This window comes from Acidimicrobiia bacterium, assembly GCA_036271555.1.
In the GTDB taxonomy this organism is placed as follows: domain Bacteria; phylum Actinomycetota; class Acidimicrobiia; order IMCC26256; family PALSA-610; genus DATBAK01.
Map to the genome: position 1 here is coordinate 1 of DATBAK010000033.1, position 24,268 is coordinate 24,268.

Here is a 24,268-nt window from a genome sequence, read left to right on the forward strand (position 1 = left end):
ACTTGCGCGACGCGCGCGTGTTGTCAGGCGCGAACCCAGCGCGGCAACGAGACGTCGTCGACGGGCTGGAACACGACGCGAACCGGTTCGCCGATGCGAATCGTGTTCGGATCGATCTCGTTGATCGCGCCTTCGGGTGTCGCGAGGAGGTTGCCGACGAACCGGATCGTCGGGTCTTCGTCGAGCGCGACGACGATGACGTTGTACGGCGCGACCTTCGAGTACGCCGGCAACAGCGGCGGATGCGGAACGATGAACGACCACACGGTGCCGCGACCCGACGTCGGTTCCCAGCGCACGGCGGTCGACCGACACACCGGGCACATCGGCCGCGGTGGCATGCGGCGCGCGCCGCACGACGCGCACGCCTGCACGAGCAGCTCGCCGCGCGCGCAACCGGCCCAGAACTCGGCCGCGGTCGGCTCTTCGGTATCGGGAAGGAGGAAGCCGGATTCCACTGTGTTTACGGCCGATCCGTGAAGAGGACGGCGCTCGTGGGCACGCCCTCGCCGCTGGTGACGAGCGAGACGTCGACACCCTCGACCTGGCTCGTCGACGTACCGCGGATCTGGCGCACGCCTTCGAGCAAAAGGTTGAAACCGTGCACGTACGCCTCCGACATGCCGCCACCCGACGTGTTCGTGGGCAGCCGCCCGTTGGGCCACTCGAGCGCGCCGTCGTCGGTGAAGGGACCGCCTTCGCCGCGCGCGCAGAAGCCGTAGCCCTCGAGTGAGAGCGGGATGAGCGGGCTGAACGCGTCGTAGAGTTGCGCGACCTTCACGTCTTCCGGGCCGAGGTCGGCGTTGCCCCACAACCGGTGCGCCGCCGTCCACGCGGGACCGCGCAGTGGGTCGTCGCAGAAGAAGTTCGTCATCGTCTGGTGCTGCGGCGGCAGCCCTTGCGCGAACGAGTGGATGTACGCGGGCTTCTGCTTCAGATCACGCGCCCGCTCGGCCGACACGATCACGACCGCGAGCGCGCCGTCGGTCTCGAGACAGTTGTCGGGACGGCACAATGGCTCGGAGATCCACGGCTCGTTCATGTACGACTCGCGCGTCATGGGCTTGTGACCCATCGTCGAGATCGGGTTGCGCGCCGCGTGCTTGCGGAAGGCGATCGCGACGTTCGCGAGGTGGTCGCGCGTCGCGCCGTACTCGTGCATGTAACGACGGGTGAGCATCGCGATCTCGTCGACCGGTCGGAGCATGCCCCACGGCCGGCTCCACTGGTTGCTGTCGGAGAGGCGCGCCGCGACCTGCGCCCACGGGCGGCTGCCGGCCTGCGACCGCTTGCGCGCGCGCCAGGCGACCGCGACGTTGCACTGACCGGTGACGATCGCCATCGCGGCTTGACCGACGGTGCCGCAACCCGCGCCGCCGCCGTAGCCGACCTGGGTGAAGAACGTGATGTCGCCGAGCCCGACGTTGCGCGCGACGTCGACCTCGCGGTTCAGCTCCATCGTGTACGAGGCGAGGCCGTCGACCTCCGATGGTGCGATGCCCGCGTCGTCGAGCGCGGCCGAGATCGCCTGGCACGCGAGCGACAGCTCGGTGTCGGGCAGGCCCTTGCCGTACGCGGTCTGGCCGATGCCGACGACCGCGGTCTGGCCCTTGATCGTCATCGTGCGACTACCAACCCTTGAAGTCGGGCGGGCGACGCTCCATGAACGACGCGACGCCTTCCTTGCCGTCGAGCGTGTGCGCGTTCATCTCGACGATCATCGCCTCGGTGACGAGCAGCGTGCGCCGGTCGACGTCGAGCGTCTCGTTCAGCAGTTGCTTCGTCCAGCCGATCGCCTTCGTCGGTCCGTGCGCGAGCCGCGTCGCCCACTCGAGCGCGGTCGCCTGGAGCTCGGCGGGCGGAACCACCTTGTTCACGATGCCGAGCTTCTCCGCGTCCTCCATGTTGAGGTCGTCGCCGAAGAACGCGAGCTCCTTGGCCTTGTGTAGGCCGACGAGCCGCGGGAGCAGGTACGCGACGCCGCCGTCGGGGATGAGGCCGCGCCGCACGAACACGTGGATGATGCGTGCGGTGTCGGCCGCGACGACGAGGTCGGAGGCCAGCGCGAGCATCACGCCGCCGCCGGCGGCGGTGCCGTTGAGCGCGCAGATCACCGGCTTCTGACAATCCTGGATCGACTCCATCAACCGCTGGAAGCCCGTGCGCATGATGTGCACCGCGCTGCCCGCGACCATGTCGGGCTGGCCCTCGAGCTTGGTCGGCGCGGGCGGCCGCGTGCGCAGGTCGGCGCCGGTGCAGAAGTGCCGCTCCCCGGCGGCGGTGATCACGACGCAGCGCACCGCGAGGTTCGCGTGGGCGTCGACGAAGTGCTCGATCAACCGGTCGCGCACGTAGTACGGGATCGCGTTCCCCGCGTCGGCGCGGTTGATCGTCAACCAGAGCACGCCGTCTTCGAGCTTCGCGACGAGCTCCTTCTCGACGTCGGGAGGGGAGTCACTCACTTGCGCACCACCAGTGCATCGAGCGCGACGGCGCCGCGCGGACGGACGACGAGCGGATTCACGTCGATCTCGGCGACGTCGTCGGCGAGATCGAGCGCGAGTCGCTGCACCTTCATGATCGTGTCGACGAGCGCGCCTTCGTCGACCGGCTTCGCGCCGCGCACGCCGCGCAGGACCGCGGCACCGGCGAGCTCGTCGACCATGCGTTGCGCCTCGTCGCGATGGAACGGTGGCACGCGGAAGCTCACGTCGCCGAGCACCTCGACGAAGATGCCGCCGAGGCCGACGGTGACGACCGGACCGAACAGCGGATCCTGCGACACACCGACGAGCGTCTCGACGCCGCCGCTCACCATCTCGGCGACGATCACACCTTCGACGCGCGCCTTCCGGTTCGCCTTCTTCGCCTTCGCGAGCAGGTCGTCGTATGCGGCGCGTACTTCCTTCGGCGAACCGACCCCGACCTTCACCACGCCCGCGTCGCTCTTGTGCAGGATGTCCGGCGACGAGACCTTCATCACGACCGGGAATCCGATCTCCTTCGCGGCCTTCACCGCGGCGGCCGCCGACGCGCACAGCACGTCGTTCGTGGTCTTGATGCCGTAGGCGCGCAGCACCTGCTTGCTCGCGTGCTCGGAGAGCGCTTCGCCGGGCGCCGCGCCGGCGAGCACCGCGCGCGCCTTCTTCGCCGCGGGCAGCGGCTTCGCGGGCGCGTCGTCGAACGGAGAGTCGTAGTGCGCGACGAAGTCCCAGTAGTCGAGATAGGCGCGCACGGCGCGCACGCAGTTCGCGAACGTGCGGAACACCGGCAGGCGGCTCTGCAACAGCCCGTCGACGTACGCGGGCTCCGTACCGACCGGCGAGCCCCACACGACGAAGATCGGCTTGTCGGTCGTGTCCGACGCGGCGACGAGATCGCGCACCATCGGCGCGCTCATCGTCTCGAGCGCGCCCGTGATCGGCACGATCAGGATGTCGACGTTCTTGTCGGCGAGGATCGCGTCGATGATCTTGCGACCCGCCGACGTCATCACCGGCGGGCCGCCGCAGTCGACCGGATTCGACACGCGCAGGTACGACGGGATGAGCCCGGTGTGCAGCGCGGCTTGCGTCTTCTTCGTGAGCTCCGGCATGCGCAGCCCCGCGGCCGCGGCCATGTCGGCCATGTGCGCGCCGGTGCCGCCGGAGATCGCGTAGACGCAGACGCCGTCGCCCTTCGGTGGCTTCGTGCGCGCGAACGCGGCGGACACGTCGAGCAGCTCGTCGAGCCCGTCGACACGCGTCACACCGAACTGGCGGAACACCGCCGACGTGACCGCGTCGGAGCCGGTGAGGTGGCCGGTGTGCGACTGCGCCATCGACGCGCCGGCTTCGGTCTTGCCGACCTTCACGATCACGAGCGGCTTCTTCAGCTTCGCCGCGTGGTCGGCCGCGAGCATGAGCGACCGGCCGTCCTTGAAACCCTCGATGTACGCGGCGATCACGCCGACGTCGGGTTGGTCGGCGAAGTAACGGGCCCAGTCGGCGAACTCGAGGTCGACCTCGTTGCCGGTCGGCGCCCAGTGCGAGAGGCGGATGCCGAGCTCCTGGCCCTGGAAGATCGGCCGGCCCTGGTGGCCGCTCTGGGTGACGAGCGCGATCGCGGGACCGGCGAGATCGGCGCGGAAGTCGGAGAAGGCGTTGAGGTTCGTGTTCGGGCCGAGCAGCCGCGTGTCGCCGTTGTGCGCGGCATCGGCGAGCCGCGCTTCGAGCGCCTCACCCGCGGGTCCGATCTCGGAGAAGCCCGCGGAGAAGATGACCGCGAACTTGGCCTTCTTCGCCACCGCTTCCTCGAAGTTGTCGACGACGCGTTCGGCGCCCGTCAGCAACACCGCGAGATCGACCTCGCCGGGTACTTCGGTGATCGACGCGACGGTCGGCACGCCTTGCACTTCCGGATACGACGGTGTGACCGGGTGGAAGCGCGCGCCGTTCGCGTCGGCGAACGCCTTGATGCGCGCGGTCATCAACGTGTTCGGCTTGCGCGACGCGTCGGACGCACCGACGACCGCGACCGACTTCGGATGCAGGAACACGTCGAGGTCGACGTCGCGCAACGCGAGCGGACGCCCGGAGACGTCGCGGGCGGGTCGGTTCGGGCTGGACATCGGGCGCGCTCCGGGTGACGACGGCCCGTCAGTATGACGCGTGCGTCAGGTTGGGGGCCAAGGCCGCGGGTAGTGTCGGCGGCCGACCAGGAGGCAGCCGATGCGGGTCGTCGTCGACTTCGACAAGTGCAAGAGCAACGCGCTGTGCATGGGCGCGGCGCCGGAGGTCTTCGAGGTGCGGGACGACAACTTCTTGTACGTGCTGCAGGAAGCGCCGCCCGAGGATTTGCGGGCGAAGGTCGAGGAAGCGGTGCGCATCTGCCCGCAACAGGCGATCACGCTCGAGGGCTGAGCCGGAGCGAGTCGGAGTCGACGGACACGGTGGAGGCGGCGCGCGTGCGGTCGGTCGCGATCGTCGGCATGTCGCTCGCGGGATTGCGCGCGGCGGAGGCGTTGCGGCGCGCCGGCTTCGACGGTCGCATCACCGCGATCGGCGCGGAACCGCATCTGCCCTACGACCGGCCGCCCCTATCGAAGGAGCTGCTCGCGGGGAAGTGGGAGGTCGACGACGTCGTGCTGCGCAAGCAAGGCGTCGACGACCTCGCGCTCGACTGGCGGCTCGGGCGCCGCGCGATCGGGCTCGACCTCTCTGATCGCCACCTCGACCTCGACGACGGGACGCGCGTCGACTTCGACGGGCTCGTCGTCGCGACCGGATCCGAGCCCCGGCGACTGCCTGCGAACGCGTTTCCCGACGGCGACTCCGCGCTCGACGGTGCGTTCGTGCTGCGCAGCCTCGACGACGCGGTCGCGATCCGCGCGCGACTGGAGGGTCGACCGCGGGTCGTCGTCATCGGCGCCGGTTTCATCGGTGCCGAGGTCGCGGCGACGTGCCGTGGGCGCGGGCTCGACGTCACGGTCCTCGAGGCGCTCCCGCAGCCGATGGTGCGCGGTTTGGGACCGGTGATCGGCGGGGTGTGCGCCGATCTCCATCGGGATCACGGTGTCGACCTGCGACTCGGCGTGTCGGTCGAGGCGATCGAGGGCGCGGGGCGCGTCGAGCGCGTGCGGCTCGCCGACGGCACGAGGATCGACGCGGACCTGCTCGTCGTCGGCATCGGCGTGGTGCCCGCGACCGACTGGCTGGCGTCGAGCGGACTCACGCTCGACAACGGTGTGGTGTGCGACGAGACGTGCCTCGCCGCGCCCGGTGTCGTCGTGGCCGGCGACGCGGCGCGCTGGCCGAACCCGTTGTTCGACGGCGAGATGATGCGGCTCGAGCACTGGACGAACGCGACCGAGCAGGGTGTCGCCGCGGCAGAGCGGTTGCTCGCGTCGGACGCGGACGCGGTGCCGTTCGCGCCGGTGCCGTTCGTGTGGTCCGATCAGTACGACGTGAAGATCCAGAGCGTCGGCCGCTTCAACGCCGACGACGAGGTGCACGTCGCGCACGGCTCACTCGAGGAACGGCGCTTCGTCGCGCTGTTCGGACGCGCGGGCCGGCTCGTCGGCGCGCTCGGTTTCGGACGGCCGCGACCGGTGATGCAGTACCGCCGCATGATCGGCGACCGCCGCTCGCTCGCGGAGGCGCTCGAGCACGCGGCGAACGGCTGAGGCGCGCGTTCACATGGTCGCATCCTCGCTCGGCTCGGCACGGCGCTTGGTCGTCGTGCGGCGGCGACCGCTCGCCTGCTCCGGTCACATGGTCGCGTCCTCGCTCGGCTCGGCACGGCGCTTGATGGTCGTACGGCGGCGGCCGTTCGCCTGCTCCGCGCCGTGACCTCGCTCCTCGTCACCAACGACTTCCCGCCCAAGGTCGGCGGCATCCAGTCGTACCTCTGGGAGCTGTGGCGGCGACTGCCACCGGACGACACGACCGTGCTCACCACGCCGCACCCGGACGCGGCGCGGTTCGACCGCGACGTTCCGTTCCGCATCGAGCGCGTTTCGAGCAAGGTGCTGTGGCCGACGCGCGCGATCGCGCGTCGCGTCGACGCGCTGGCGCGCGAGGTCGGCGCCGACGTGATCTTCCTCGACCCGATGCTGCCGCTCGGGCTCATCGGGCCGCGCCTTCGGTCCGCGCCGTACGTCGTGATCGCGCACGGTGCCGAGATCACGCTGCCCGGTCGGCTTCCCGGCAGCCACGCGCTCGGGCGGCGCGTGCTGCGGCACGCGGCCGGCGTGGTCGCGGCGGGGGAGTACGCGGCGGCCGCGTGCGCGCGCACCGCGGGCCGCGCGCTGCCGACGCTCGTGATCCCACCCGGCGTCGATCCCGAACGGTTCCAGCCGATCGACGCGACCGCGCGCGCCGAGGTGCGCGCCCGGTACCGCATCGACGTCGACCGGCCGCTGATTCTCGGGCTCAGCCGGCTCGTGCCGCGCAAGGGCTTCGACGTGTTGATCCGCGCGGTCGCGCAGCTCGACGACTCGGTGCAGCTCGCGATCGCGGGCGCGGGCCGCGACGAGAACCGGCTGAAGGATCTCGCGGTCTCGCACCAGGTACACCCGCGCGTGCGTTTTCTCGAACGGCTGCCGGCGGCCGAGATCGCGCCGCTCTACGCGGCGGCCGACGTGTTCGCGATGCTCTGCCGCGACCGCTGGGGCGGGCTCGAGGCCGAGGGGTTCGGGATCGTGTTCGTCGAGGCCGCGGCGTGCGGCGTGCCGTCGATCGCCGGGCGCAGCGGCGGCTCGCACGAGGCGGTGGTCGACGGTGAGACCGGCTTCGTCGTCGAGCCGCAGGACGTCGACGGCGTCCGGGCCGCGCTCGAGCGCCTCCTCGGCGACGACGCGCTCCGCGCCCGCTTCGGTGCGGCTGCGCGCGAGCGGGCGCGCACGGAGTTGTCGTACGAGGTCCTCACGCAGCGGCTGCTGCCGGTGACGCGCGGCGACCTCGGGAGCCTCCGGACCGGCCCTCGCTAGCCTTCGGGTCGTGGTGTCCGAGCCCGGTGGGCGGATCATCGTGTGGTCGTGGGCCACGACCGCGTTGTTCACCGTGGTCGCCGCGCTCGACGCCTTCGGCGTGCCGCCGTTCGATCAAATCGCGCCCTGGGCGTGCTTCGCCTTGTTCGTCGTGTCGCTCGGCATCTGGCTCTACGCGTTCGGGCTCGCGGTGGTGCGCAGCACGCGCGGCGACGACATCTCGGTCGCGACCCTGTTCTTCCTGTCGAGCGGCGCCGCGCCTGCGCTCGTGCGCAAGCATCTGATGGCGGCGCTCGGCGTCGCGATCGTCGTCGGGCTCGCAACGGTGAAGTCGAACCCGACGAGCATCCTCGTGCCGATGCTCCCGCTGGGTCTGGCCGGCATGTGGTCGGCGCGCCACGGCACGTTCCCGCCGCGCGCAGGCTTCGACCGCGCGTCCACGTCCGCTCCGAGGAGGTCCGATGGCCGACCACGCAAGTGAGCGCATCCGCATCGATGCGCCCGCCGATCGTTGCTTCGACGTCGCGATCGACTTCGAGTCGTATCCCGAGTGGGCGAAGGACGTGAAGAGCGCCGTCATCATCGAAGCGGACGACGAAGGGCGCGGCACGAAGGTCGAGTACCGCGCCGCCGCGCTCGGTCGCAGCGTGCGCTACGTGCTCGCCTACGACTACGCGGACGCGCCGGATTCGTTCTCGTGGCACTTCGTGGAAGGCGACATGCTGCGCCAGCTCGACGGCACGTACCGATTCGAGGCCGAGTCCGACGGCTCGACCCGCGTGCACTACGACCTGAGCGTCGAGATCGCGGTGCCGTTGCCGGGTCTCATCAAGCGCCGCGCGGCCGCGCTCATCATGGGCAGCGCGCTGAAGGAGCTGAAGGCGCAGGTCGACAGAGTGAAATGAAGAGGGAGGCACTAGCCTCGCCGCTTCATGCGCATCCTCCTCTTCACCGGTAAGGGTGGAGTCGGCAAGACGACGGTCGCCGCGGCCACGGCGGTCGCGACCGCAGCGTCGGGGCTGCGCACCTTGATCCTCTCGACGGATCCCGCGCACTCGTTGGCAGACGCGTTCGCGGTCCCGCTCGGTGACCAGCCGACCGAGGTGTGCGAGAACCTCTGGGGCGGCGAGCTCGACACGCGCACGCGTTTCGAAGCCGCGTGGTCCGACGTGCGCGAGTACGTCGTCGACGTCCTCGATTGGGCCGGCGCGGGCGCGCTCGAGGCCGAGGAGCTCTCGGTCGTACCGGGTCTCGACGAGGTGTTCGCGCTCGCGGAGCTGCGTGAGCGCGCGGCGTCGGGCGAGTTCGACGTCATCGTCGTCGACTGCGCGCCGACCGCTGAGACGCTCCGGCTGCTGTCGTTGCCCGACGTGCTCGCCTGGTACATGGACCGCGTGTTCGACTCGCAGCGCCGGCTCACGAAGCTGGCGCGCCCGATGATGAGCAAGGTCGCGAACCTGCCGATCGCGCGCGACTCGGTGTTCGCGGCGGTGCGGCGCTTCTACGACCGGCTCGACGGAGTGCGTGAGCTGTTGACCGACGGCTCGGTGACGACCGCGCGCCTCGTCGTGAACCCCGAGCGGATGGTCGTCGCCGAGGCCCGACGCACCTTCACCTATCTCTCCCTCTTCGGCTACCACGTCGACGCGGTGATCGCGAACCGTCTGTTGCCTGCGGGAGTCGCGGATCCGTGGTTCGACGAGTGGAAGCGCGTGCAGTCGGAGCACCTCACGACGATCGAGGACGCGTTCGCGCCGTTGCCGATCCTCACGTCGGAGCTCGCAGCCGAGGAGCTCATCGGGGTCGCGCGGCTCGGTGAGCTCGCGGCGCGCGTGTACGGCGATACCGACGCGGCGGCGGTGCTCTGCGCTTCGGATCCGCTGCGGATCGCGGAGGTCGACGGTTCGTTCGTGCTCTCGTTGCACCTGCCCTTCACGGTGAAGAGCGACATCGAGCTCGGCCGCAACGACGACGAGCTGTTCCTCGCCGTCGGTCCGCACCGGCGCGCGGTCGTGCTGCCCGACGCGCTGGCGCGGCGCGAAGTCGTCGGCGCGCGACTCGACGGCGACCGCCTCGAGGTCGAGTTCGCGACGGTATGAGCAGCCAGGCGCAGACCGCGGACCCTGCCGACGACGACCACGACGGCGAGCCGAGCGAGCGGCGCTATCACGAGGAGTGCTACGCGTGCCCCGTCGGGTCGTTGTTCATGTCGATGGACGCCGCGTCGCCCGACATGATGGAGCACCTGCTCGCGGCCGCGCACGAGCTGCTGCAGGTCGCGCGGAGCGCGATCGACGCGGCCGAGGCGGCCGTCGAGCGGCAGCGCGAGGCGCGGGCGAGCTCCGGCGGCGCGCCGCGCGTGCGCCGCATCGACCTCGACTGACCATCACGGCTCCGTGACCGCGCAGACGATCGGTCTCGACATCGGCGGCACGAAGGTGCTCGGAGTCGTCGCGAACGCCGACGGCACGGTGGTCGCCGAAGATCGCGAGGAGAGCCCGGAGGGTTTCGCCGACATCGTCGACTCCGCGGCGACGATGATCGCGACCTTGCGCTCGCGCGCCACTGCGGAAGTCGTCGCGGTCGGCATCGGCATCGCGGGGCTCGTCGACGCGCGGGGCGTGCTGCGCTACGGCCCGAACCTGCCCGGTGTCATCGACGCGCCCGTGCGCGAGGTGCTCGCGGCGCGCACGGAGTTGCCGGTCGTCGTCGACAACGATGCCAACGTCGCGGGTTGGGGCGAGGTGCGCTTCGGCGCGGCCGCGGGCACGCGCGACGCGCTGCTCGTGACGCTCGGCACCGGGATCGGCGGCGCGATCGTGCTCGGCGGGGAGGTGGTGCGGGGCGCGCACGGGTTCGCGGCCGAGCTCGGGCACTTCACGGTCGATCGCGACGGACCGATCTGCGCGTGCGGCGAGCGCGGGCACTGGGAGTCGTTCGCGTCCGGGTCGGCGCTCGGTCGCATCGCGCGCGAGCGCATCGAAGGCGGCGGCGGAGCCGCGATCCTCGCGGCCGCGGGCGGCGACCATCACGCCGTGAACGGACACCACGTCGGCGCGGCCGCGGCGGCCGGCGATGCCGACGCCCTGGGCGTGCTCGACGAGTACGCCGACAACGTCGCGCTCGGCTTGTCGGGGCTCGCGAACATCCTCGATCCCGAGATCATCGTGATCGGCGGCGGCCTCGTGACGCTCGGCGACCTGCTGTTCGAGCCCGTACGCGCCGCGTTCCTCCGGCACATCGAGGCGCCCGAGCACCGGCCGAAGGTGCCGATCGTCCCGACGGCGCTCGGCGAGCGTGCGGGCGCGATCGGCGCGGCGGCGCTCGCAGCCGACGCGCACGGCTGAGCGGGCCGACATGGCGAAGCTCGCGATCACGCTGCCGTCGTTTCGCGAGTCGCCCGATCCCGCGATCGAGGTCGCGCGCGCGGCCGAGGCCGCCGGACTCGACGCCGCGTTCGTGTTCGACCATCTCTTCCGCGCGCGCGGTGAGGCGCGGCGGCCGGCGATCGAGGGCTTCACGCTGCTCGGCGCGCTCGCGGTCGAGACGACGCGCATCGCGCTCGGTCCGTTCGTCGCGCGCGCGACGCTCCACCCGCCGGCCACGCTCGCGCACACGCTCGACACCGTGCAGCGCGTGAGCAACGGACGGCTGATCGCGGGACTCGGCGCGGGCGATCACGAGAGCGCGGCCGAGAACGAGACCTTCGGCCTCGAGTTCGGGTCGATGGCGGATCGCGTGCGCGCCCTCGCGGACGCGATCACCGCGACGAGCGGACGCGGCTATCCGGTGTGGGTCGGCGGCACGTCGGCTGCGGTGCGCACGGTCGCGGCGGGCTCGGAAGGCTGGAACCGGTGGGGCGGACCGGTCGAGCGCTTCGCGCGGCAGGCGACGGGCGTGCGCGCGCAAGCCGCGAGGCCGATCACGGTGTCGTGGGGTGGGCTCGTCGTCGTCGGCGAGGACGACGCCGCGGCCGCGCGCAAGGCGGACCGGTTGCAGCCGTCGGCCGACACGATCGTCGGCGGTCCCGAGCGCGTCGCCGAGCAGTTCCGTGCGTACGTCGACGCCGGCGCGGAGTGGATCGTCGCGGGACCGGTCGACTCCGGCGATCCCGAGAACGCGACGATCCTCGGCGAGCGGGTCGCGGCCCTCTTGCGCTGACGACCGCGACTCAGCGCGCGTCGAGGAGCAGGTGCGCGGCGCGTTCGAGGTCGTCGGCCATCACGCCGGTGTCGGACATCCCGCCGACCCAGAACGCGAGCGCCGCGAACCACACGTGTCCGAGCACGTCGACGATCGCGTCGAGGTCGGTCACGCAGTCGTCACCGATCGCGCCCGCGATCATCCGGCGCAGCGAGTCCTGCACCGCCTGCTTGAGCGGCGCAGCGTCGCCGTCAGTCGACGACATCGCGGTCACCATCGCCGACGTGACGCGCGGTTGGCGTTCGAGCGCAGTGCACGCGCGTCGCAGACCTTCCGACACGCGCTCCGCGGGCGAGTCGCCGCGCGGCGGTCGCTGCTCGATGCGGCATCGCAACGTGTCGGCCTGCGCGGCCATCGCCGCGAGCAACAGCTGATCCTTCGACGAGAAGTGGCGGTACAGCGTGCCCAACGCGACTTCGGCGCGCGCCGCGACGTCGCGCATCTGCACGGCGTCGTATCCGCCCTCGCCCGCGAGTGCGACCGCGGACTCGACGAGCCGGCGGCGGCGGGCGGCGGTCTCCGCGGCGCGCGTGCCGGTGCCTCGACGGCTCGCCGGCGCGCTCGGTGCCGCTGGCACGACGGCCCCCGTCCCCATCGGGGCAGGGTACCCGCGACCTAGAACCGGTTGCAGGTTGACGTCACTCGAGGGTCGAGTAGCTCGTCGACCGATCGTCGGTGCGCGCCGCACCGACCTCGTCGACCGCGGTCGCGAGATCGGCCGCGAACGCGTCGATCGCGGGCGCGTTCGCGGCACAGACGGTCGCGTGCAACGTGTCCGGCGGCGTCTGCCGGTCGAGGTACCAGCCACCGAGCCGCGCGAGCGCGTCGCCGATCGCGAAGACGTCCACTCCGGGTTGCGCGGCGCCATCGGCGGTGATGCCCAAGATCTGGGCCTCGGGTTCGACGAGCACGGTGAGACCCGGGGTCGCGCGCACCGCCGCGACCATGCGATCGCGCGCGTCGAGCATGCGGCGCGTGAGGTCGAGATATCCGTCGACGCCGAGCCGCTGCAGCACCGCCCACGCGGCGGCCATCGGCGCGCCCGGCCGCGTGCCTGCGAGGTTCGGCGACGCGTAGAAGCCACCGAGCCAGTCGGTGAACGCGAACGTCTGGTAGCGCCGCAGCTCCTTGGTGCGGTGCAGGATCACCGACGCGCCCTTGGGCGTGTAGCCGAGCTTGTGGAGGTCGGCCGACATCGACGTCACCCCGTCGACGCGGAAGTCCCACGGCGGAATCTCGTAGCCGAGTCGTTCCATGAACGGAAGCACGTAGCCGCCCATGCACGCGTCGACGTGGAAGTTCGCGCCCGCGTCGCTCGCGATCGCGGCGAGGTCGGCGATCGGATCGATCACCCCCTGCGGATACTGCGGTGCCGAGCCGACGACGAGCACGGTGTTGCGCGTGATCGCGGCGCGCATCGCGTCGACGTCGGCGCAGTAGTCGTCGCGCACCGGCACCGACTGCACTTGCAAACCGAAGACGTGCGCGGCCTTGTGGAACGCCGCGTGCGCGGTGTTCGCGAGGACGATCTCGGGTTCGTCGATGTCGCGCTCCTGCGCGCCCCGCTCTCGCGCCGCGAGCACGGCCATGAGGATGCTCTCGGTACCACCCGAGGTCATGAAGCCCGCGACCTGCTCGTCGCCGTGCAGCAGATCGGCGGTGATGCGCACGACCTCGGATTGCATCGCGCCGAGGCTCGGGAAGGCGATCGTGTTGAGCGCGTTGTCGTGCAGGTAGAGCGCAGCCGCGGCGGCACCGACCGCCTCGACCTCCTCGCCGCCGTCGTAGACGAGGCCGAACGTGCGACCGTCGCGCCAACGGGCGTCGCGCTCCTTGCGCGCGTGCAGCTCGGCGAGCACGTCGTCGAACGATCGGCCGTGGGAAGGCAGGCTCACCCGCGGAATCGTACGCGTGCCCGACGCACGCGCCACTCGCCCTCCGTCAGCCGGCGCCGAGTGCGCTCCAGCCCTTCGCCGGCGGCGTCGTCGCCCGGCACGCGGCCGCCGTCGAACCGATCACGACCTGCGCGTCCTGGTTCGCGACGACGCGCCCGTACGCGCAGCCCTTCGGACCCGCGTACTCGGCGAACACGATGCGCGTCTTCGTCGCCGCCACCGACATCTGGCCGACCCGTACCGACGCCTGCGCGCCGCGCACGAACGCGAACTGCGGGAGCTCGTGCCCGAGCACGGCCGGCGTCGCGGGCGCGTAGGTCTTCCAGAAGGCGTGCAGCTGCCCGGCCGTCGCGACCACGACGCGCAGGTCGGCCTTCGTCTGGATGCGGATCGCGTCGGCGAAGGGGCTCGTGACCGGTGTCTCCGCGCTGCCGATCTGTCCGCCGGTGTCGACCGTCGTCGCGCCGAGCTCCGGTCGCGCGCCGACGGGGAGACGAAGCGCGCGGACCGAGAACGCGAGCACGACGACGAGCCAGACACACGTTCTTGCCATCACGCGCTCGCGGCGGCTGAAGCGGCGGGTGAACGCGTCGCGGCGCGAGAACCATTTGCGTCGCCGCGGCTTGGGTGCGGTTTCGGGGCGCGCGATGACGACGGGCGCTGCGAGCGGGGTCGCGACGATCTCGGCGACGGGTGCGGCCGCGGGTGCGGGTACGGGTGGGACGCGCGGAGGTGCCGGGGGTTCGTCGCGATCCGCCGGCGCTTCGCGATCCGCCGGCGTTTCGGGTTCGGGTGCAGGTTCCGGATCGGGCTCGGCCGCGGGCGCGGGCTGGATCGCATGCTCGGCGATCTCGTTGGCACGCGCGATGACGCGGTCGAGCGCGGCGTCGGTGTCGTGCACCGTGGGCTCGGCGGCGGCGGCGATCTCGGCCGCGGCGTCGGCGATCGCGGCGAGGGTCGCGGGGGACAGTTGCGCCGCGGGCTCGTCGACCTCGACCGGTGCGGGCTCGGGCGCGGGCACCGGAACGCCGAGGTAGACCGCGAACGTCATCGGGTCCGTCGCGAACGGCTGCGGCAGCTTCGGCAGCGCGACCTGCGCGACGACGCTGCGCACGATCGGGTCCGTGGTCGTCGCGCTGCTCACGCTCGCGCTCGCGCCGACGAGCGCGAGCTCGGGCGCATGTGCAGGCGCGGGCGCGACCGCTGCGACGGGTTCGAGCGCAGCTTCGCAGCGGGGACAGCGCTTGGCCGTCACCGACACGAAGCACTCGCAGTTCGGACAGGGTCGCACGGGCACTGCTCCCGGACCGCCCATCCCCGGAGCGGTCCCTCACCCGTCTCCATCGGCCGGTTCGAGCAACCTCTGAGCCCGCCGCGGTGTCGGGAGAGCGTGGGATCCTGCCGGTCCGGCCCAGTCGCGGCGCTCTGCGTGGTCGCGGTCGCGCTGATGGGCGCGTGTCGCGGGCACGCTGGGGCCGCACCCCCTCGGCCGCGCGTGACCCCGAACACCACGATCGCCGCCACGACCACGACGACCGTCGCACCGCGGCAGCCCGCGTTGGTGCAGGGGCTGAGCGCGCTGTCGTTCGCCGACGCGTCCTCCGGATGGCGCATCGATCCCGTCGAGTACGACGCGATCGAGCGCACGACCGACGGCGGTCGCACGTGGGTGAAGCAGCAACCGATACCGCGGAACGGCACGTCGCTCAACGGCGTGCTCGCGATCGACGCGCAGCACGCGTTCGCGCTCGTGTACTCGGGCCGCGACGATCTGATCGGCACGCTCGAGCGCGCCGCCGACGGCACGCACTGGTCGGCGACGCGCGGCCGCGGGCTTCCCGCATCGCTCGCGGGCGTGTCGTTCGCCGATCGCGTGCATGCGTGGGGCCTGACCGAGTTCGGTGATCTCGTCACCACGGCCGACGGCGGCGACACCTGGCGGCCGATGCGATCGCCGGTTCACGACACCGTGGCCGGCAGCGTGTGCCTCGCCGCGCCCGGCGTCGGCTGGGCGGCGACGGCGAGCGCGGTGTATCGGAGCGACGACGACGGATCGACGTGGCGGGAGCAGGCGCGCATTCCCGTGCGCGGCGACGGACCCGAGCTGGTGTGCCGCGGCCCGCACGTCGCGTTCGCATCCTTCGGCGCCGGCGCGGGGCAACACATCGGCGCGTTCCTGCGGAGCGACGACGGTGGTGCGCACTGGCGCCCGCTCACCGAGGATCGCGTGCCGGGCTCACCTGCGATCACCGCGCCGGGCTTCCCCGAGAGTCAGGAGCGTGGGTATCCGGTCGTGATGCTGCACGACGGGACGCTCGTCTTCGCAGCGGGCTGTTACGCGTGCGGGCTCGGCCAGAGCTGGCTGGTCGTCGCGTCGCCAACGGACCACTTCGTCGTGACCAAGTTCGACGCTTCGGATCTTCAGAGCGACTTCGTCGCCGCGGCCGCAGCCGACGCTCGACGGTTGTACGTCGAGATTCAATCGATCAGCGCGGACGGGAGCGGTCCGCGACCCGTCACCCTGTACGCGAGCGTCGACGGCGGCGTTTCGTGGCGCGCCCGCGGTTGAGAGCTACTCGCCGAAGGGTCGGCCGAAGTACTCGGCCGCGAGCTCCGGACGCGGCTGTACGAAGATGCCTTCGCACTCCGCGCAGAGCACGCCGTCGCACGAGAGCGTGCCGTTCGTGTGGATGCGGCGACCCTCGACGCGCTCGACCCACGCTTCGAGCTCGATCTCGCGGTAGAGCGGTGTCGGGCGCCGGTACTTCACCTTCAGCGTGCCCGTCATGCCCGGATGACCGGACTGGATGTTGGCGATGCCGAGCATCTCGTCGAACGCGAGCGCGACCACGCCGCCGTGCACGAAGCCCGGCGGCCCCTCGTACGCGGCCCCGAACACCACGCGCCCGATCACCTTGGGCTCGTGCCACTCCCACGTGAGCGGCGGCGCGAGCGGGCTCGACTCGCCGACCATGGGGGAGCGGGGCAGGTAGTCGTCGTGCGACTTCTCGCGTCCCGAGCGGCGCGTCCCCGCGGGCTCGACCGCGCGCAGCGGACCCGCGAGCAGCACCGTTGCGCGGTCGATCGCGTCGGCCGCCGCGAGCAGCTGCAGCCCGTCGGCGTCCTCGACCGTCATCACCGCGTCGATCGCGCGCCGCAGCGACGCCGCGAGCCGCGCGCGTTCAGGTGTCGCGAACGACTCGGAGTCGGGGTAGCCGGGCGCCGCTTCGCTCATTTGACTTCGACCTGTGCCGGCCGGCCCGGCGCTCGATCCCGCCGGTGTTCGTCCGCTCCGGGGTTGACCGCGCCTTCGGTCTGCGCCTGGGTGCTCATCGACCGACGTAGTTCGGGGAGCGCTTCTCCGCGAACGCCTTCGGGCCTTCCTGCGCGTCCTCCGTCGCGAAGACCTCCCACCCGATCGTGTCCTGGTGCTGCATCGCGTCGGCGTCGCTCATGTGCTCGGTCTCGCGCCAGGCGCGCAGGATCGCCTGCGTCGACAGCGGCGCGTTCGCCGCGACCTGATCCGCGACCGCGCGCGCCACTTCCAGCGCGTGACCCGCCGGTGCGACGCGGCCGATGAGGCCCATCTGCTGCGCTTCCAGCGCCGTGATCGGACGGCACGTGAGCAGGATGTCCATCGCGAGCGTGTACGGGATCTGCCGTGGCAGCCGGCACGCGGAACCGCCGAGCGGGAACAGCCCGCGCTTCGCCTCCCACACGCCGAAGATCGCGGTCTCGCCCGCGACGCGGATGTCGGTGCCCTGCAGGATCTCGGTGCCGCCCGCGACCGCGTAGCCCTCGACCGCCGCGATGAGCGGCTTCGACAAGCGGTAGTCGCGCAGGAGTCCCTTCCAGTGCGGGTTGTCGCCGCGCGCCATGATCTTCTGCACGCGCTCGTCGTCGGACGGCTGTCCCATCGCGACGAGATCCGCGCCCGACGAGAAGTTGCCCCCCGCGCCGGTGAGGATCGCGCAGCGCACCGACGGCTCCGAGTCGATGTAGTCGTAACCCATCACGAGTCCGGCGAGCATGTCGCCCGACAGCGCGTTCTTCTTCTCCGGACGGTTCATCGTGAGCGTGACGACCGCGCCGTCGCGCTCGACGGTGCAGTGCTTCGTCGTGAGCTCTTCGAGGACGGGCATGGCGAGCCTCCGGCCGTTTGCGATGCAAAGAGAGAACGTGTTCTACTACCGCGCCGCCGGACTCGTCGTCTCAGAGGGGATCGATGTCGGGTTTCTGGAAGTTCGCGCAAGCCGATCCTGACTACCTCGCGATCGTCGATCCGGACGGCACCGAGCACGCGGCCGGCGCGGTGTTGGCGCGCGCGAACCAGGTCGTCCACGCGCTGCGCGAGGTCGGTTTGCAGCCCGGCGACACGGTCGCCGCGGTGCTGCCGAACGGCTCGAACCCGATGCACATCTACCTCGCGGCGTTGCAGGCCGGTTGGTACTACGTGCCGATCAACTACCGGCTGAGCCCGCCCGAGATCGCGTACATCCTGCAGGACAGCGACGCCAAGGCGTTCGTGAGCCACGAGCGCTTCGCCGCGCTCGCGTCGGCTGCGGCCGACGACGCCGGCATCCCCGCGGACGCCCGCCTCGCGCACGGCAACGTCCCCGGCTTCCGCGACTTCGACGAGGTCGTCGACAAGCAACCGACGACGCAACCCGAGGACCGCAAGACCGGCGTCGCGATGCACTACACGTCGGGCACGACCGGGCGGCCGAAGGGCGTGCGCCGCAAGCTCCCGGAACTCGACCCCGACACGTCGGCCGAGCTCTTCACGTTCTTCCTGCTGATCTTCGGCATCCCGCAGCGCGAAGGCAACGTGCACCTCTCGACGTCGCCGAACTACCACACCGCGGTCACGACCTTCGCGGGCAACGCGCTGCACGCGGGCCACACCGTCGTCTGCATGGACAAGTGGGACCCCGAGGAGACGCTGCGTCTCATCGAGACGTACGGCTGCACGCACACGCACATGGTGCCGACGCAGTTCCACCGCATGCTGCAACTGCCCGACGACGTGCGCGCGAAGTACGACGTGAGCGCGATGAAGTGGGCGATCCACGCGGCCGCTCCGTGTCCCGTCGACGTGAAGCAGAAGATGCTCGCGTGGTGGGGTCCGGTGATCTGGGAGTACTACGCGGCGACGGAAGGCGGCGGCACGGTCGCGCCGCCCGAGGAGTGGGTGCAGTACCCCGGCACCGTCGGACGCACGTGGCCGACGAGCGAGATCAAGATCGTCGACGACGACGGCAACGTCTGCGAGACCGGCACGCCCGGCACGGTGTGGATGCGCATGGGCTCGGGCGACTTCGAGTACAAGGGCGACAAGGCGAAGACCGACGAGTCGCACGACGCCGAGGGCTACTTCACGGTCGGCGACGTCGGGTACTTCAACGACGCGGGCTACCTGTTCCTCTGCGACCGCAAGAGCGACATGATCATCGCGGGCGGCGTGAACATCTACCCCGCGGAGATCGAAGGCGAGATCCTCGCGCACCCCGGTGTCGGCGACGTCGCGGTGTTCGGCATCCCCGACGACGACATGGGCGAGCAGATCAAGGCCGTCGTCGAGCCCGCGGCCGGCGTCGCGCCCGACGACGCGTTGCGCGCGTCGATCATGGAGCACCTCGCGGGACGGCTCGCCAAGTTCAAGTGGCCGCGCTCGATCGACTTCTCCGAAGAGCTGCCGCGCGAGCCGACCGGCAAGCTCCTCAAGCGCAAGCTGCGCGATCCCTACTGGGAGAACCGCGAGCGCGCGATCTGAATGGAGCGGACGCAGCAGATCGGAATGCACGACATGACCGAGAAGCGCATGCGTACGCGACCATGAGAACTTCCTCGTTGGCTGGAGGCATGTACCGGTGACCGAGACGTTCGTCTCCCATCACGTCCTCGAATACCCCGGCGGCTACACGCGATCGGTCGGTCCTGTCGTCGGCCGGTTCCTCACGTCGCTGCGCGACGGGAAGATCGAGGGCGTGAAGATCTCCGACGGCCGCGTGCTCGTGCCGCCGACGGAGTACGACCCGGTGACGAGCGACCCGGTCGGCGACTTCGTCGAGGTCGGCCCGCTCGGGACCGTCGAGACGTGGACCTGGGTCGAGAAGCCGCGCGTCGGCAAGCAACTGCTCGACAAGCCGTTCGCGTTCGCGCTCATCCGCCCCGACGGCGCCGACACCGCGTGGCTGCACGTCGTCGACGCAGGCAGCAAGGACATGATGAGCACGGGCATGCGCGTCGCGCCACGCTGGAGCGCGGAGCGCGTCGGCAGCGTGCGCGACATCGCGGCATGGGTGCCGTTGAGCGACGGCGAAGAGGCGCAGACCGCGCCGCCGCGTACGAACGTCTCGGACGAGGAAGAGGGTCCGGTCACCGGCATGATCTCGCCGATCCGGCTCGAGTACGACGTGACCGCGGGCGAGGCGCTGACGCGCTTCCTCGTCGGGATGAGTCAGGGGAAGATCGCGGGCGGGCGCGCGCCGTCTTCCGACGAGGTGTACGCCGCGTCGCGCGGCACCGACCCGAAGACCGGCGACCCGACGAGCATCGAGGTCGACGTGGCCGACCGCGGCACCGTGACGACGTACTGCGTCGTGAACATCCCCGGCCTGTCGGATCTCGCGCCGCCGGTGCCGTACGTGTCGGCGCAGATCGTGCTCGACGGCGCGAACAACATGTTCTTCGGGCTCATCCGCGGCCTCGAGGTCGACGAGATGCGCATGGGGCTGCGCGTGAAGGCGGTGTGGGCCGAGGAGCTCAAGCCCGACTATCGCTCGATCCTGCACTGGGAGCCGTCGGGCGAGCCCGACGCGGAGTACGACACGTACAAGGAGTACCTGTGAGGGATGTCGCGGTGGTCAGCTACGCCGCTTCCGCAGTCGCCAAGGACACGAACCGCAACGAGGTCGAGATCATCGTCCCGGTGTTGCGCGAGGCGATCGAGGGCGCGGGCATCCCCCGCAAGGAGATCGGCTTCGTCTGCTCGGGCAGCCTCGACTATCTGTTCGGCGGGCCGTTCGCGTTCGTCGCCGGCGTCGATGCGGTGGGCGCGTGGCCGCCGATCCGCGAGTCGCACGTCGAGATGGACGCGGCGTGGGCGCTGTACGAGGCGTGGATCGCGATCCAGACCGGTGAGGTCGACTCCGCGCTCGTCTACGGCTTCTCGAAGGGCAGCCTCGGCGACGTGTCCGAGGTGATGACGCTGCAGACCGACCCGTATTACACGGTGCCGCTGTGGCCGACGATGCCCGACATGGCCGCGCTGCAGGCGCGCGCCTACCTCGAGGAGTCGGGTCGCGACGAGCGCGACCTTGCCGAGGTCGCGGCGCGCGCGCAGCGCAACGGCAAGTCGAACCCGCACGCGGTTCGCGCCGGCGACGCGTCGGCGGACGACTTGTTGAAGCAGCCGGTCACCTACGACCCGCTGCGTGACAGCGACATGTTCCCGGTGAGCGACGGCGCGACCGCGGTCGTGATCGCGGCCGACGACGTGGCGCGACGTTGGTGCAAGCGGCCGGCGTGGATTCGCGGCATCGAGCACCGCATCGAGGCCCACGGGCTCGGCGTGCGCGACCTCGCCTCGTCGGAGTCGACGCGATCGTCCGGCGCGGCCGCGGGAGTGGGTTCCGGTTCGGTCGACGTGGCCGAGCTGCACGCGCAGTTCTCGCACGAAGAGCTGATCCTGCGCGACGCGCTCGGGCTCGGTGACGATGTCGACGTGAACCCGTCCGGCGGCGCGCTCGCCGCGAACGTGATCATGGCCGCAGGCCTGTCGCGCATCGGCGAGGTCGCGTCACGGATCTCGGCCGGCTCGGCGAACCGCGGCGTCGCGCACGCGACGTCGGGACCGTGCCTGCAACAGAACCTCGTGTGCGTCCTGGAGGGCGAGTAAATGGGAGAGCAGCGCGCCGCCGTCGTCGGCGTCGGTCAGACGCAGCACCGCTCGGCCCGCAAGGACGTGTCGATCGCGGGGCTCCTGCGCGAGGCCGCGGTCGAGGCGCTCGAAGACGCGGGCATGACGTGGAAGGACATCGACGCCGTCGTCATCGGCAAGGCGCCCGACATGTTCGAAGGCGTCGCGATGCCCGAGCTCTACCTCGCCGACGCGCTCGGCGCGGTCGGCAAGCCGATGATGCGCGTGCACACCGCGGGCAGTGTCGGCGGCTCGACGACCATCGTCGCGTCGAAGCTCATCACGTCGGGTGTACACCGGCGCGTACTCACCGTCGCGTACGAGAAGCAGAGCGAGAGCAACGCGACGTGGGGGCTCTCGGTCGCGATGCCCTTCCAGGCACCGCTGGTCGCGGGCGCGGGCGGTTTCTTTGCACCGTTGATCCGTGCCTACATCGCGCGGTCGGGCGCGCCCAGCCACATCGGCCACCTCGTGTCGGTGAAGGATCGGCGCGCCGCGCTGCGCAACCCGAAGGCGCACCTGCACATCCCCGACATCGACCTCAAGATGGTCGAGGAGTCGTTCATGCTGTGGGAGCCGATCCGCTACCTCGACACGTGCCCGTCGTCCGACGGCGCGATGGCGATGGTGATCGGCGACGAGAAGGTCGGCGACGCGTCCGCCGCGCCCGCGTGGATCCACGGCATGGCGATGCGCAGCGAACCGACGATGTTCGCCCGCCGCGATCAGGTGAACCCGCAGGCGGGCAAGGACTGCGCGGCGGACCTGTATCAGCAGGCCGGTATCACCCACCCGCGCAAGGACCTCGACATGGCCGAGGTGTACGTGCCGTTCTCCTGGTACGAGCCGATGTGGCTCGAGAACCTCGGTTTCTGCGCCGACGGCGACGGTTGGAAGCTCACCGAGGCCGGCGCGACCGCGCCCGACGGCGACATCCCGTGGAACCCGTCGGGCGGCGTGCTCTCGTCGAACCCGATCGGCGCGTCGGGGATGATCCGCTTCGGCGAGGCCGCGCAGCAGGTGCGCCGGCGCGCGGGCGACTACCAGGTCGAGATGAAGACCGGACGGGCGATGGGTCACGCGTACGGCGGCGGCTCGCAATTCTTCTCGATGTGGATCGTCGGAGACAAGAAGCCCGCGTAGTCACTTCGTGGCGTAGAGCGTGGAACCGATGCGCCTCAGGTGCATCACAGAGCCCAGCGAGTGGTTCGCAACCACGAGCACGCTGTTGTGCTCGACCGCGATGCGGTCCGCGCCGAGCTTCACGCTCTGGATGCCGTCCGGTACGAAGAATGCGACGGCGCCCCGGCCGTCTCCGTAACTGCTGAGGGCGCTGCCTTGGTGCTCGAACCGTTGCGCCGCGGCCTCCGTCTCGCTCGCCGGCGCATGCGCGATGCAGTCGGCCGACGCGTCGGTCCCACCGTTGGGATCGTCAACCATCACCAGCATGCAGAAGCCTCCGGCGCGGTCCCGCCCGCCGTACACCCGGGCGAGGGCTTGTGACTGCAGGAGCCGAACGGTCGACCAGACGATCCCGGTGTCATCGGCGAACGTTGCGCGCGGAGCACGATCGGCAGGGGTCTGCGGCCGGAGCAGGGCCGACGGCGTCGCAACGCTCTGGGGGTCGAATTCCGGATTGGTCGTCCGAGTCGAGGAGTACAGACCACCGATCGTGCCGGCCGTGATCGCGGCGACCACGATCACGCTCCCGAGCCGAGTCGCGATTCGGCGGTGCCGGCGGCGCGTGACACGCTGCGCAACACGCGGTCCGGGATCCCCGGGCGGCGGCTCGTCTTCGCTCGCGGCAGAGAGTGCGGCGCGGAGTGTGCGGTCGACGTCGTCGGTATCGATCATGAGCGTGCCCTCTGCGTCTCGAGCGCGTCGGCGAGCGTGTGGCGGGCGCGGTTGAGCGCGGCCTTCACGGTGCCTTCCGCGATGTGGAGCTCCGTCGCGATCGCGGCCACGCTCTGGTCGAGCAGGTAGTGCAGCACCACGACCTCGCGTTGCCGGCGTGGAAGCGCGGCGAGCAGCCGGTGGATGTCGATCGCGGTCTCCCGCGCGCCGTACGGCTCGGTCGCGTTGCGTTCGGCCGTCGCCGTCAACCAATAGACCGCGCGCCGCTCCGATGCGCGCCGCCGGATCCCGCCGCGCGCGACGTTGATCGCTACGACGCGAATCCACGCGCCGAGCACTTCGATGTCGTCACCGCGCTCGACCCGTTCCCACGCGCGGGCGCAGGCCTCGTCGACGGCGTCGCGCGCGGCGTCGACACTGCCGGTGATGAGGCGGACCGCCGCGACCAACCGCGGGTAGTCGAAGACGTAGAAGTCGTCGAAGCGACGGTCGCTCACTCGGGGCTCCCCACACCGGAATGACGCGCCGGCGGATCGAAAGGTTGCACGCGATCCTCTAGGGACCGGCGCGTGCCGGCCTCGCGTTCCTGGTGCTGCCGACGAGCTCGCCGTCGTCGCGGGTCACCGTGAAGGTGTCGCCGTCGAACGTAGTGTGCCAGCCCCACCGGTGGATCAGGTGGTGATGGTACGGGCAGAGCAGGACGAGGTTGCCGACCTTGGTGTGCCCGCCGAAGATCCACGCGAGGACGTGGTGCACGTCGCACCACCGCGCGCGCCGGCCGCAACCCGGGAACCGGCAGCGGCAGTCGCGCGCCACGACGGCGCGTCGCATCGGCTTCGGAACGTCGTGCGCGAGCCGGCCGATGTCGAGCGGCCGGCGGCCGGCACCCATGATGATGCGCTCGACGTTCGCGTCGCAGAGCAGGAC

General features: G+C 71.1%; 26 protein-coding genes. 14 read left to right on the forward strand and 12 right to left on the reverse strand.

The features are described from left to right. Positions 1 to 23: 23 nt before the first annotated feature. The 4 genes from VH914_09165 to VH914_09180 are packed head-to-tail and all read right to left on the reverse strand — an operon-like array spanning position 24 to position 4,609. Complete coding sequence (locus VH914_09165; GenBank protein ID HEX4491358.1) at positions 24 to 458, reverse strand: OB-fold domain-containing protein; 435 nt, start codon at positions 456 to 458, stop codon at positions 24 to 26. 5 nt (positions 459 to 463) lie between these two features. Further along, positions 464 to 1,621: a lipid-transfer protein gene (locus VH914_09170; GenBank protein ID HEX4491359.1), complete on the reverse strand. Its 1,158-nt coding sequence runs from the start codon at positions 1,619 to 1,621 to the stop codon at positions 464 to 466. Between the two features lie 7 nt (positions 1,622 to 1,628). Beyond that, entirely contained in the window at positions 1,629 to 2,462 is an 834-nt protein-coding gene (locus VH914_09175; GenBank protein ID HEX4491360.1) for an enoyl-CoA hydratase-related protein, read from the reverse strand. Further along, complete coding sequence (locus tag VH914_09180; GenBank protein HEX4491361.1) at positions 2,459 to 4,609, reverse strand: acetate--CoA ligase family protein; 2,151 nt, start codon at positions 4,607 to 4,609, stop codon at positions 2,459 to 2,461. Before VH914_09180 ends, VH914_09175 begins: the two co-directional genes overlap by 4 nt. A gap of 100 nt (positions 4,610 to 4,709) precedes the next feature. Here VH914_09180 and VH914_09185 point away from each other — a divergent pair, with 100 nt between their 5' ends. From VH914_09185 to VH914_09225, 9 genes are all read left to right on the forward strand, one after another. Next, positions 4,710 to 4,901 carry a ferredoxin gene (locus VH914_09185; GenBank protein ID HEX4491362.1) on the forward strand — a complete coding sequence of 64 codons (192 nt, stop codon included), beginning with the start codon at positions 4,710 to 4,712 and terminating at the stop codon, positions 4,899 to 4,901. Positions 4,902 to 4,945: 44 nt separating this feature from the next. Further along, positions 4,946 to 6,163 (forward strand): FAD-dependent oxidoreductase, encoded by a 1,218-nt coding sequence (locus tag VH914_09190; protein ID HEX4491363.1) that lies wholly within the window; start codon positions 4,946 to 4,948, stop codon positions 6,161 to 6,163. Between the two features lie 162 nt (positions 6,164 to 6,325). Continuing rightward, positions 6,326 to 7,468, forward strand: coding sequence for a glycosyltransferase family 4 protein (locus VH914_09195; GenBank protein ID HEX4491364.1), 1,143 nt, complete (start codon positions 6,326 to 6,328; stop codon positions 7,466 to 7,468). A 10-nt stretch (positions 7,469 to 7,478) separates the two neighbouring features. Further along, on the forward strand, positions 7,479 to 7,949 hold the full coding sequence (locus VH914_09200; GenBank protein HEX4491365.1) for a hypothetical protein: 471 nt from the start codon (positions 7,479 to 7,481) through the stop codon (positions 7,947 to 7,949). Then, positions 7,930 to 8,373: an SRPBCC family protein gene (locus VH914_09205; GenBank protein ID HEX4491366.1), complete on the forward strand. Its 444-nt coding sequence runs from the start codon at positions 7,930 to 7,932 to the stop codon at positions 8,371 to 8,373. Before VH914_09200 ends, VH914_09205 begins: the two co-directional genes overlap by 20 nt. 27 nt (positions 8,374 to 8,400) lie before the next feature. Beyond that, positions 8,401 to 9,567 (forward strand): ArsA family ATPase, encoded by a 1,167-nt coding sequence (locus tag VH914_09210; protein HEX4491367.1) that lies wholly within the window; start codon positions 8,401 to 8,403, stop codon positions 9,565 to 9,567. Continuing rightward, a complete protein-coding gene (locus VH914_09215; GenBank protein ID HEX4491368.1) occupies positions 9,564 to 9,851 on the forward strand; it encodes a hypothetical protein in 288 nt (95 codons plus the stop codon). The genes VH914_09210 and VH914_09215 overlap by 4 nt, the downstream gene beginning before the upstream one ends. A 13-nt stretch (positions 9,852 to 9,864) precedes the next feature. Beyond that, positions 9,865 to 10,815, forward strand: a complete 951-nt coding sequence (locus VH914_09220) for an ROK family protein (GenBank protein ID HEX4491369.1) — start codon at positions 9,865 to 9,867, stop codon at positions 10,813 to 10,815. A gap of 10 nt (positions 10,816 to 10,825) precedes the next feature. Beyond that, a complete protein-coding gene (locus VH914_09225; GenBank protein HEX4491370.1) occupies positions 10,826 to 11,629 on the forward strand; it encodes an LLM class flavin-dependent oxidoreductase in 804 nt (267 codons plus the stop codon). Between the two features lie 10 nt (positions 11,630 to 11,639). On the opposite strand, the gene VH914_09230 is transcribed toward VH914_09225, so the two are convergent. The 3 genes from VH914_09230 to VH914_09240 are packed head-to-tail and all read right to left on the reverse strand — an operon-like array spanning position 11,640 to position 14,857. Next, positions 11,640 to 12,266 carry a TetR family transcriptional regulator gene (locus tag VH914_09230; GenBank protein ID HEX4491371.1) on the reverse strand — a complete coding sequence of 209 codons (627 nt, stop codon included), beginning with the start codon at positions 12,264 to 12,266 and terminating at the stop codon, positions 11,640 to 11,642. 43 nt (positions 12,267 to 12,309) lie between these two features. Then, positions 12,310 to 13,566, reverse strand: a complete 1,257-nt coding sequence (locus VH914_09235) for an aminotransferase class V-fold PLP-dependent enzyme (GenBank protein ID HEX4491372.1) — start codon at positions 13,564 to 13,566, stop codon at positions 12,310 to 12,312. 46 nt (positions 13,567 to 13,612) lie between these two features. Continuing rightward, positions 13,613 to 14,857 carry a hypothetical protein gene (locus tag VH914_09240; protein ID HEX4491373.1) on the reverse strand — a complete coding sequence of 415 codons (1,245 nt, stop codon included), beginning with the start codon at positions 14,855 to 14,857 and terminating at the stop codon, positions 13,613 to 13,615. A gap of 204 nt (positions 14,858 to 15,061) precedes the next feature. On the opposite strand from VH914_09240, the gene VH914_09245 reads away from it, so the two are divergent. Then, a complete protein-coding gene (locus VH914_09245; protein ID HEX4491374.1) occupies positions 15,062 to 16,135 on the forward strand; it encodes a sialidase family protein in 1,074 nt (357 codons plus the stop codon). Positions 16,136 to 16,138: 3 nt separating this feature from the next. On the opposite strand, the gene VH914_09250 is transcribed toward VH914_09245, so the two are convergent. Continuing rightward, positions 16,139 to 16,801 (reverse strand): PaaI family thioesterase, encoded by a 663-nt coding sequence (locus tag VH914_09250; protein ID HEX4491375.1) that lies wholly within the window; start codon positions 16,799 to 16,801, stop codon positions 16,139 to 16,141. Positions 16,802 to 16,895: 94 nt separating this feature from the next. Then, positions 16,896 to 17,708 (reverse strand): crotonase/enoyl-CoA hydratase family protein, encoded by an 813-nt coding sequence (locus VH914_09255; GenBank protein ID HEX4491376.1) that lies wholly within the window; start codon positions 17,706 to 17,708, stop codon positions 16,896 to 16,898. 83 nt (positions 17,709 to 17,791) lie between these two features. On the opposite strand from VH914_09255, the gene VH914_09260 reads away from it, so the two are divergent. The 4 genes from VH914_09260 to VH914_09275 all read left to right on the forward strand — a co-directional run bounded on the left by VH914_09260 (position 17,792) and on the right by VH914_09275 (position 22,630). Continuing rightward, positions 17,792 to 19,339, forward strand: a complete 1,548-nt coding sequence (locus VH914_09260) for an acyl-CoA synthetase (protein ID HEX4491377.1) — start codon at positions 17,792 to 17,794, stop codon at positions 19,337 to 19,339. A 97-nt stretch (positions 19,340 to 19,436) separates the two neighbouring features. After that, a complete protein-coding gene (locus VH914_09265; GenBank protein HEX4491378.1) occupies positions 19,437 to 20,417 on the forward strand; it encodes an OB-fold domain-containing protein in 981 nt (326 codons plus the stop codon). Further along, complete coding sequence (locus VH914_09270; protein HEX4491379.1) at positions 20,414 to 21,466, forward strand: thiolase domain-containing protein; 1,053 nt, start codon at positions 20,414 to 20,416, stop codon at positions 21,464 to 21,466. Before VH914_09265 ends, VH914_09270 begins: the two co-directional genes overlap by 4 nt. Beyond that, positions 21,467 to 22,630, forward strand: coding sequence for a thiolase domain-containing protein (locus VH914_09275; GenBank protein ID HEX4491380.1), 1,164 nt, complete (start codon positions 21,467 to 21,469; stop codon positions 22,628 to 22,630). Here the strand turns inward: VH914_09275 and VH914_09280 are convergent, their stop codons facing one another. From VH914_09280 to VH914_09290, 3 genes are all read right to left on the reverse strand, one after another. Next, on the reverse strand, positions 22,631 to 23,191 hold the full coding sequence (locus VH914_09280) for a hypothetical protein (protein HEX4491381.1): 561 nt from the start codon (positions 23,189 to 23,191) through the stop codon (positions 22,631 to 22,633). Between the two features lie 146 nt (positions 23,192 to 23,337). Further along, positions 23,338 to 23,838: an RNA polymerase sigma factor gene (locus tag VH914_09285; protein ID HEX4491382.1), complete on the reverse strand. Its 501-nt coding sequence runs from the start codon at positions 23,836 to 23,838 to the stop codon at positions 23,338 to 23,340. Between the two features lie 58 nt (positions 23,839 to 23,896). Beyond that, positions 23,897 to 24,268: HNH endonuclease signature motif containing protein (locus tag VH914_09290; GenBank protein HEX4491383.1), on the reverse strand; the 372-nt coding region annotated here is incomplete at its 5' end.

Coding starts and splice junctions, on each gene's coding strand:
- VH914_09180 (HEX4491361.1), bottom strand. CDS start 4,609: ATGTCCAGCCCGAACCGACCCGCCCGCGACGTCTCCGGGCGTCCGCTC.
- VH914_09260 (HEX4491377.1), top strand. CDS start 17,792: ATGTCGGGTTTCTGGAAGTTCGCGCAAGCCGATCCTGACTACCTCGCG.
- VH914_09250 (HEX4491375.1), bottom strand. CDS start 16,801: ATGAGCGAAGCGGCGCCCGGCTACCCCGACTCCGAGTCGTTCGCGACA.
- VH914_09185 (HEX4491362.1), top strand. CDS start 4,710: ATGCGGGTCGTCGTCGACTTCGACAAGTGCAAGAGCAACGCGCTGTGC.
- VH914_09230 (HEX4491371.1), bottom strand. CDS start 12,266: ATGGGGACGGGGGCCGTCGTGCCAGCGGCACCGAGCGCGCCGGCGAGC.
- VH914_09215 (HEX4491368.1), top strand. CDS start 9,564: ATGAGCAGCCAGGCGCAGACCGCGGACCCTGCCGACGACGACCACGAC.
- VH914_09255 (HEX4491376.1), bottom strand. CDS start 17,708: ATGCCCGTCCTCGAAGAGCTCACGACGAAGCACTGCACCGTCGAGCGC.
- VH914_09225 (HEX4491370.1), top strand. CDS start 10,826: ATGGCGAAGCTCGCGATCACGCTGCCGTCGTTTCGCGAGTCGCCCGAT.
- VH914_09275 (HEX4491380.1), top strand. CDS start 21,467: ATGGGAGAGCAGCGCGCCGCCGTCGTCGGCGTCGGTCAGACGCAGCAC.
- VH914_09170 (HEX4491359.1), bottom strand. CDS start 1,621: ATGACGATCAAGGGCCAGACCGCGGTCGTCGGCATCGGCCAGACCGCG.
- VH914_09205 (HEX4491366.1), top strand. CDS start 7,930: ATGGCCGACCACGCAAGTGAGCGCATCCGCATCGATGCGCCCGCCGAT.
- VH914_09210 (HEX4491367.1), top strand. CDS start 8,401: ATGCGCATCCTCCTCTTCACCGGTAAGGGTGGAGTCGGCAAGACGACG.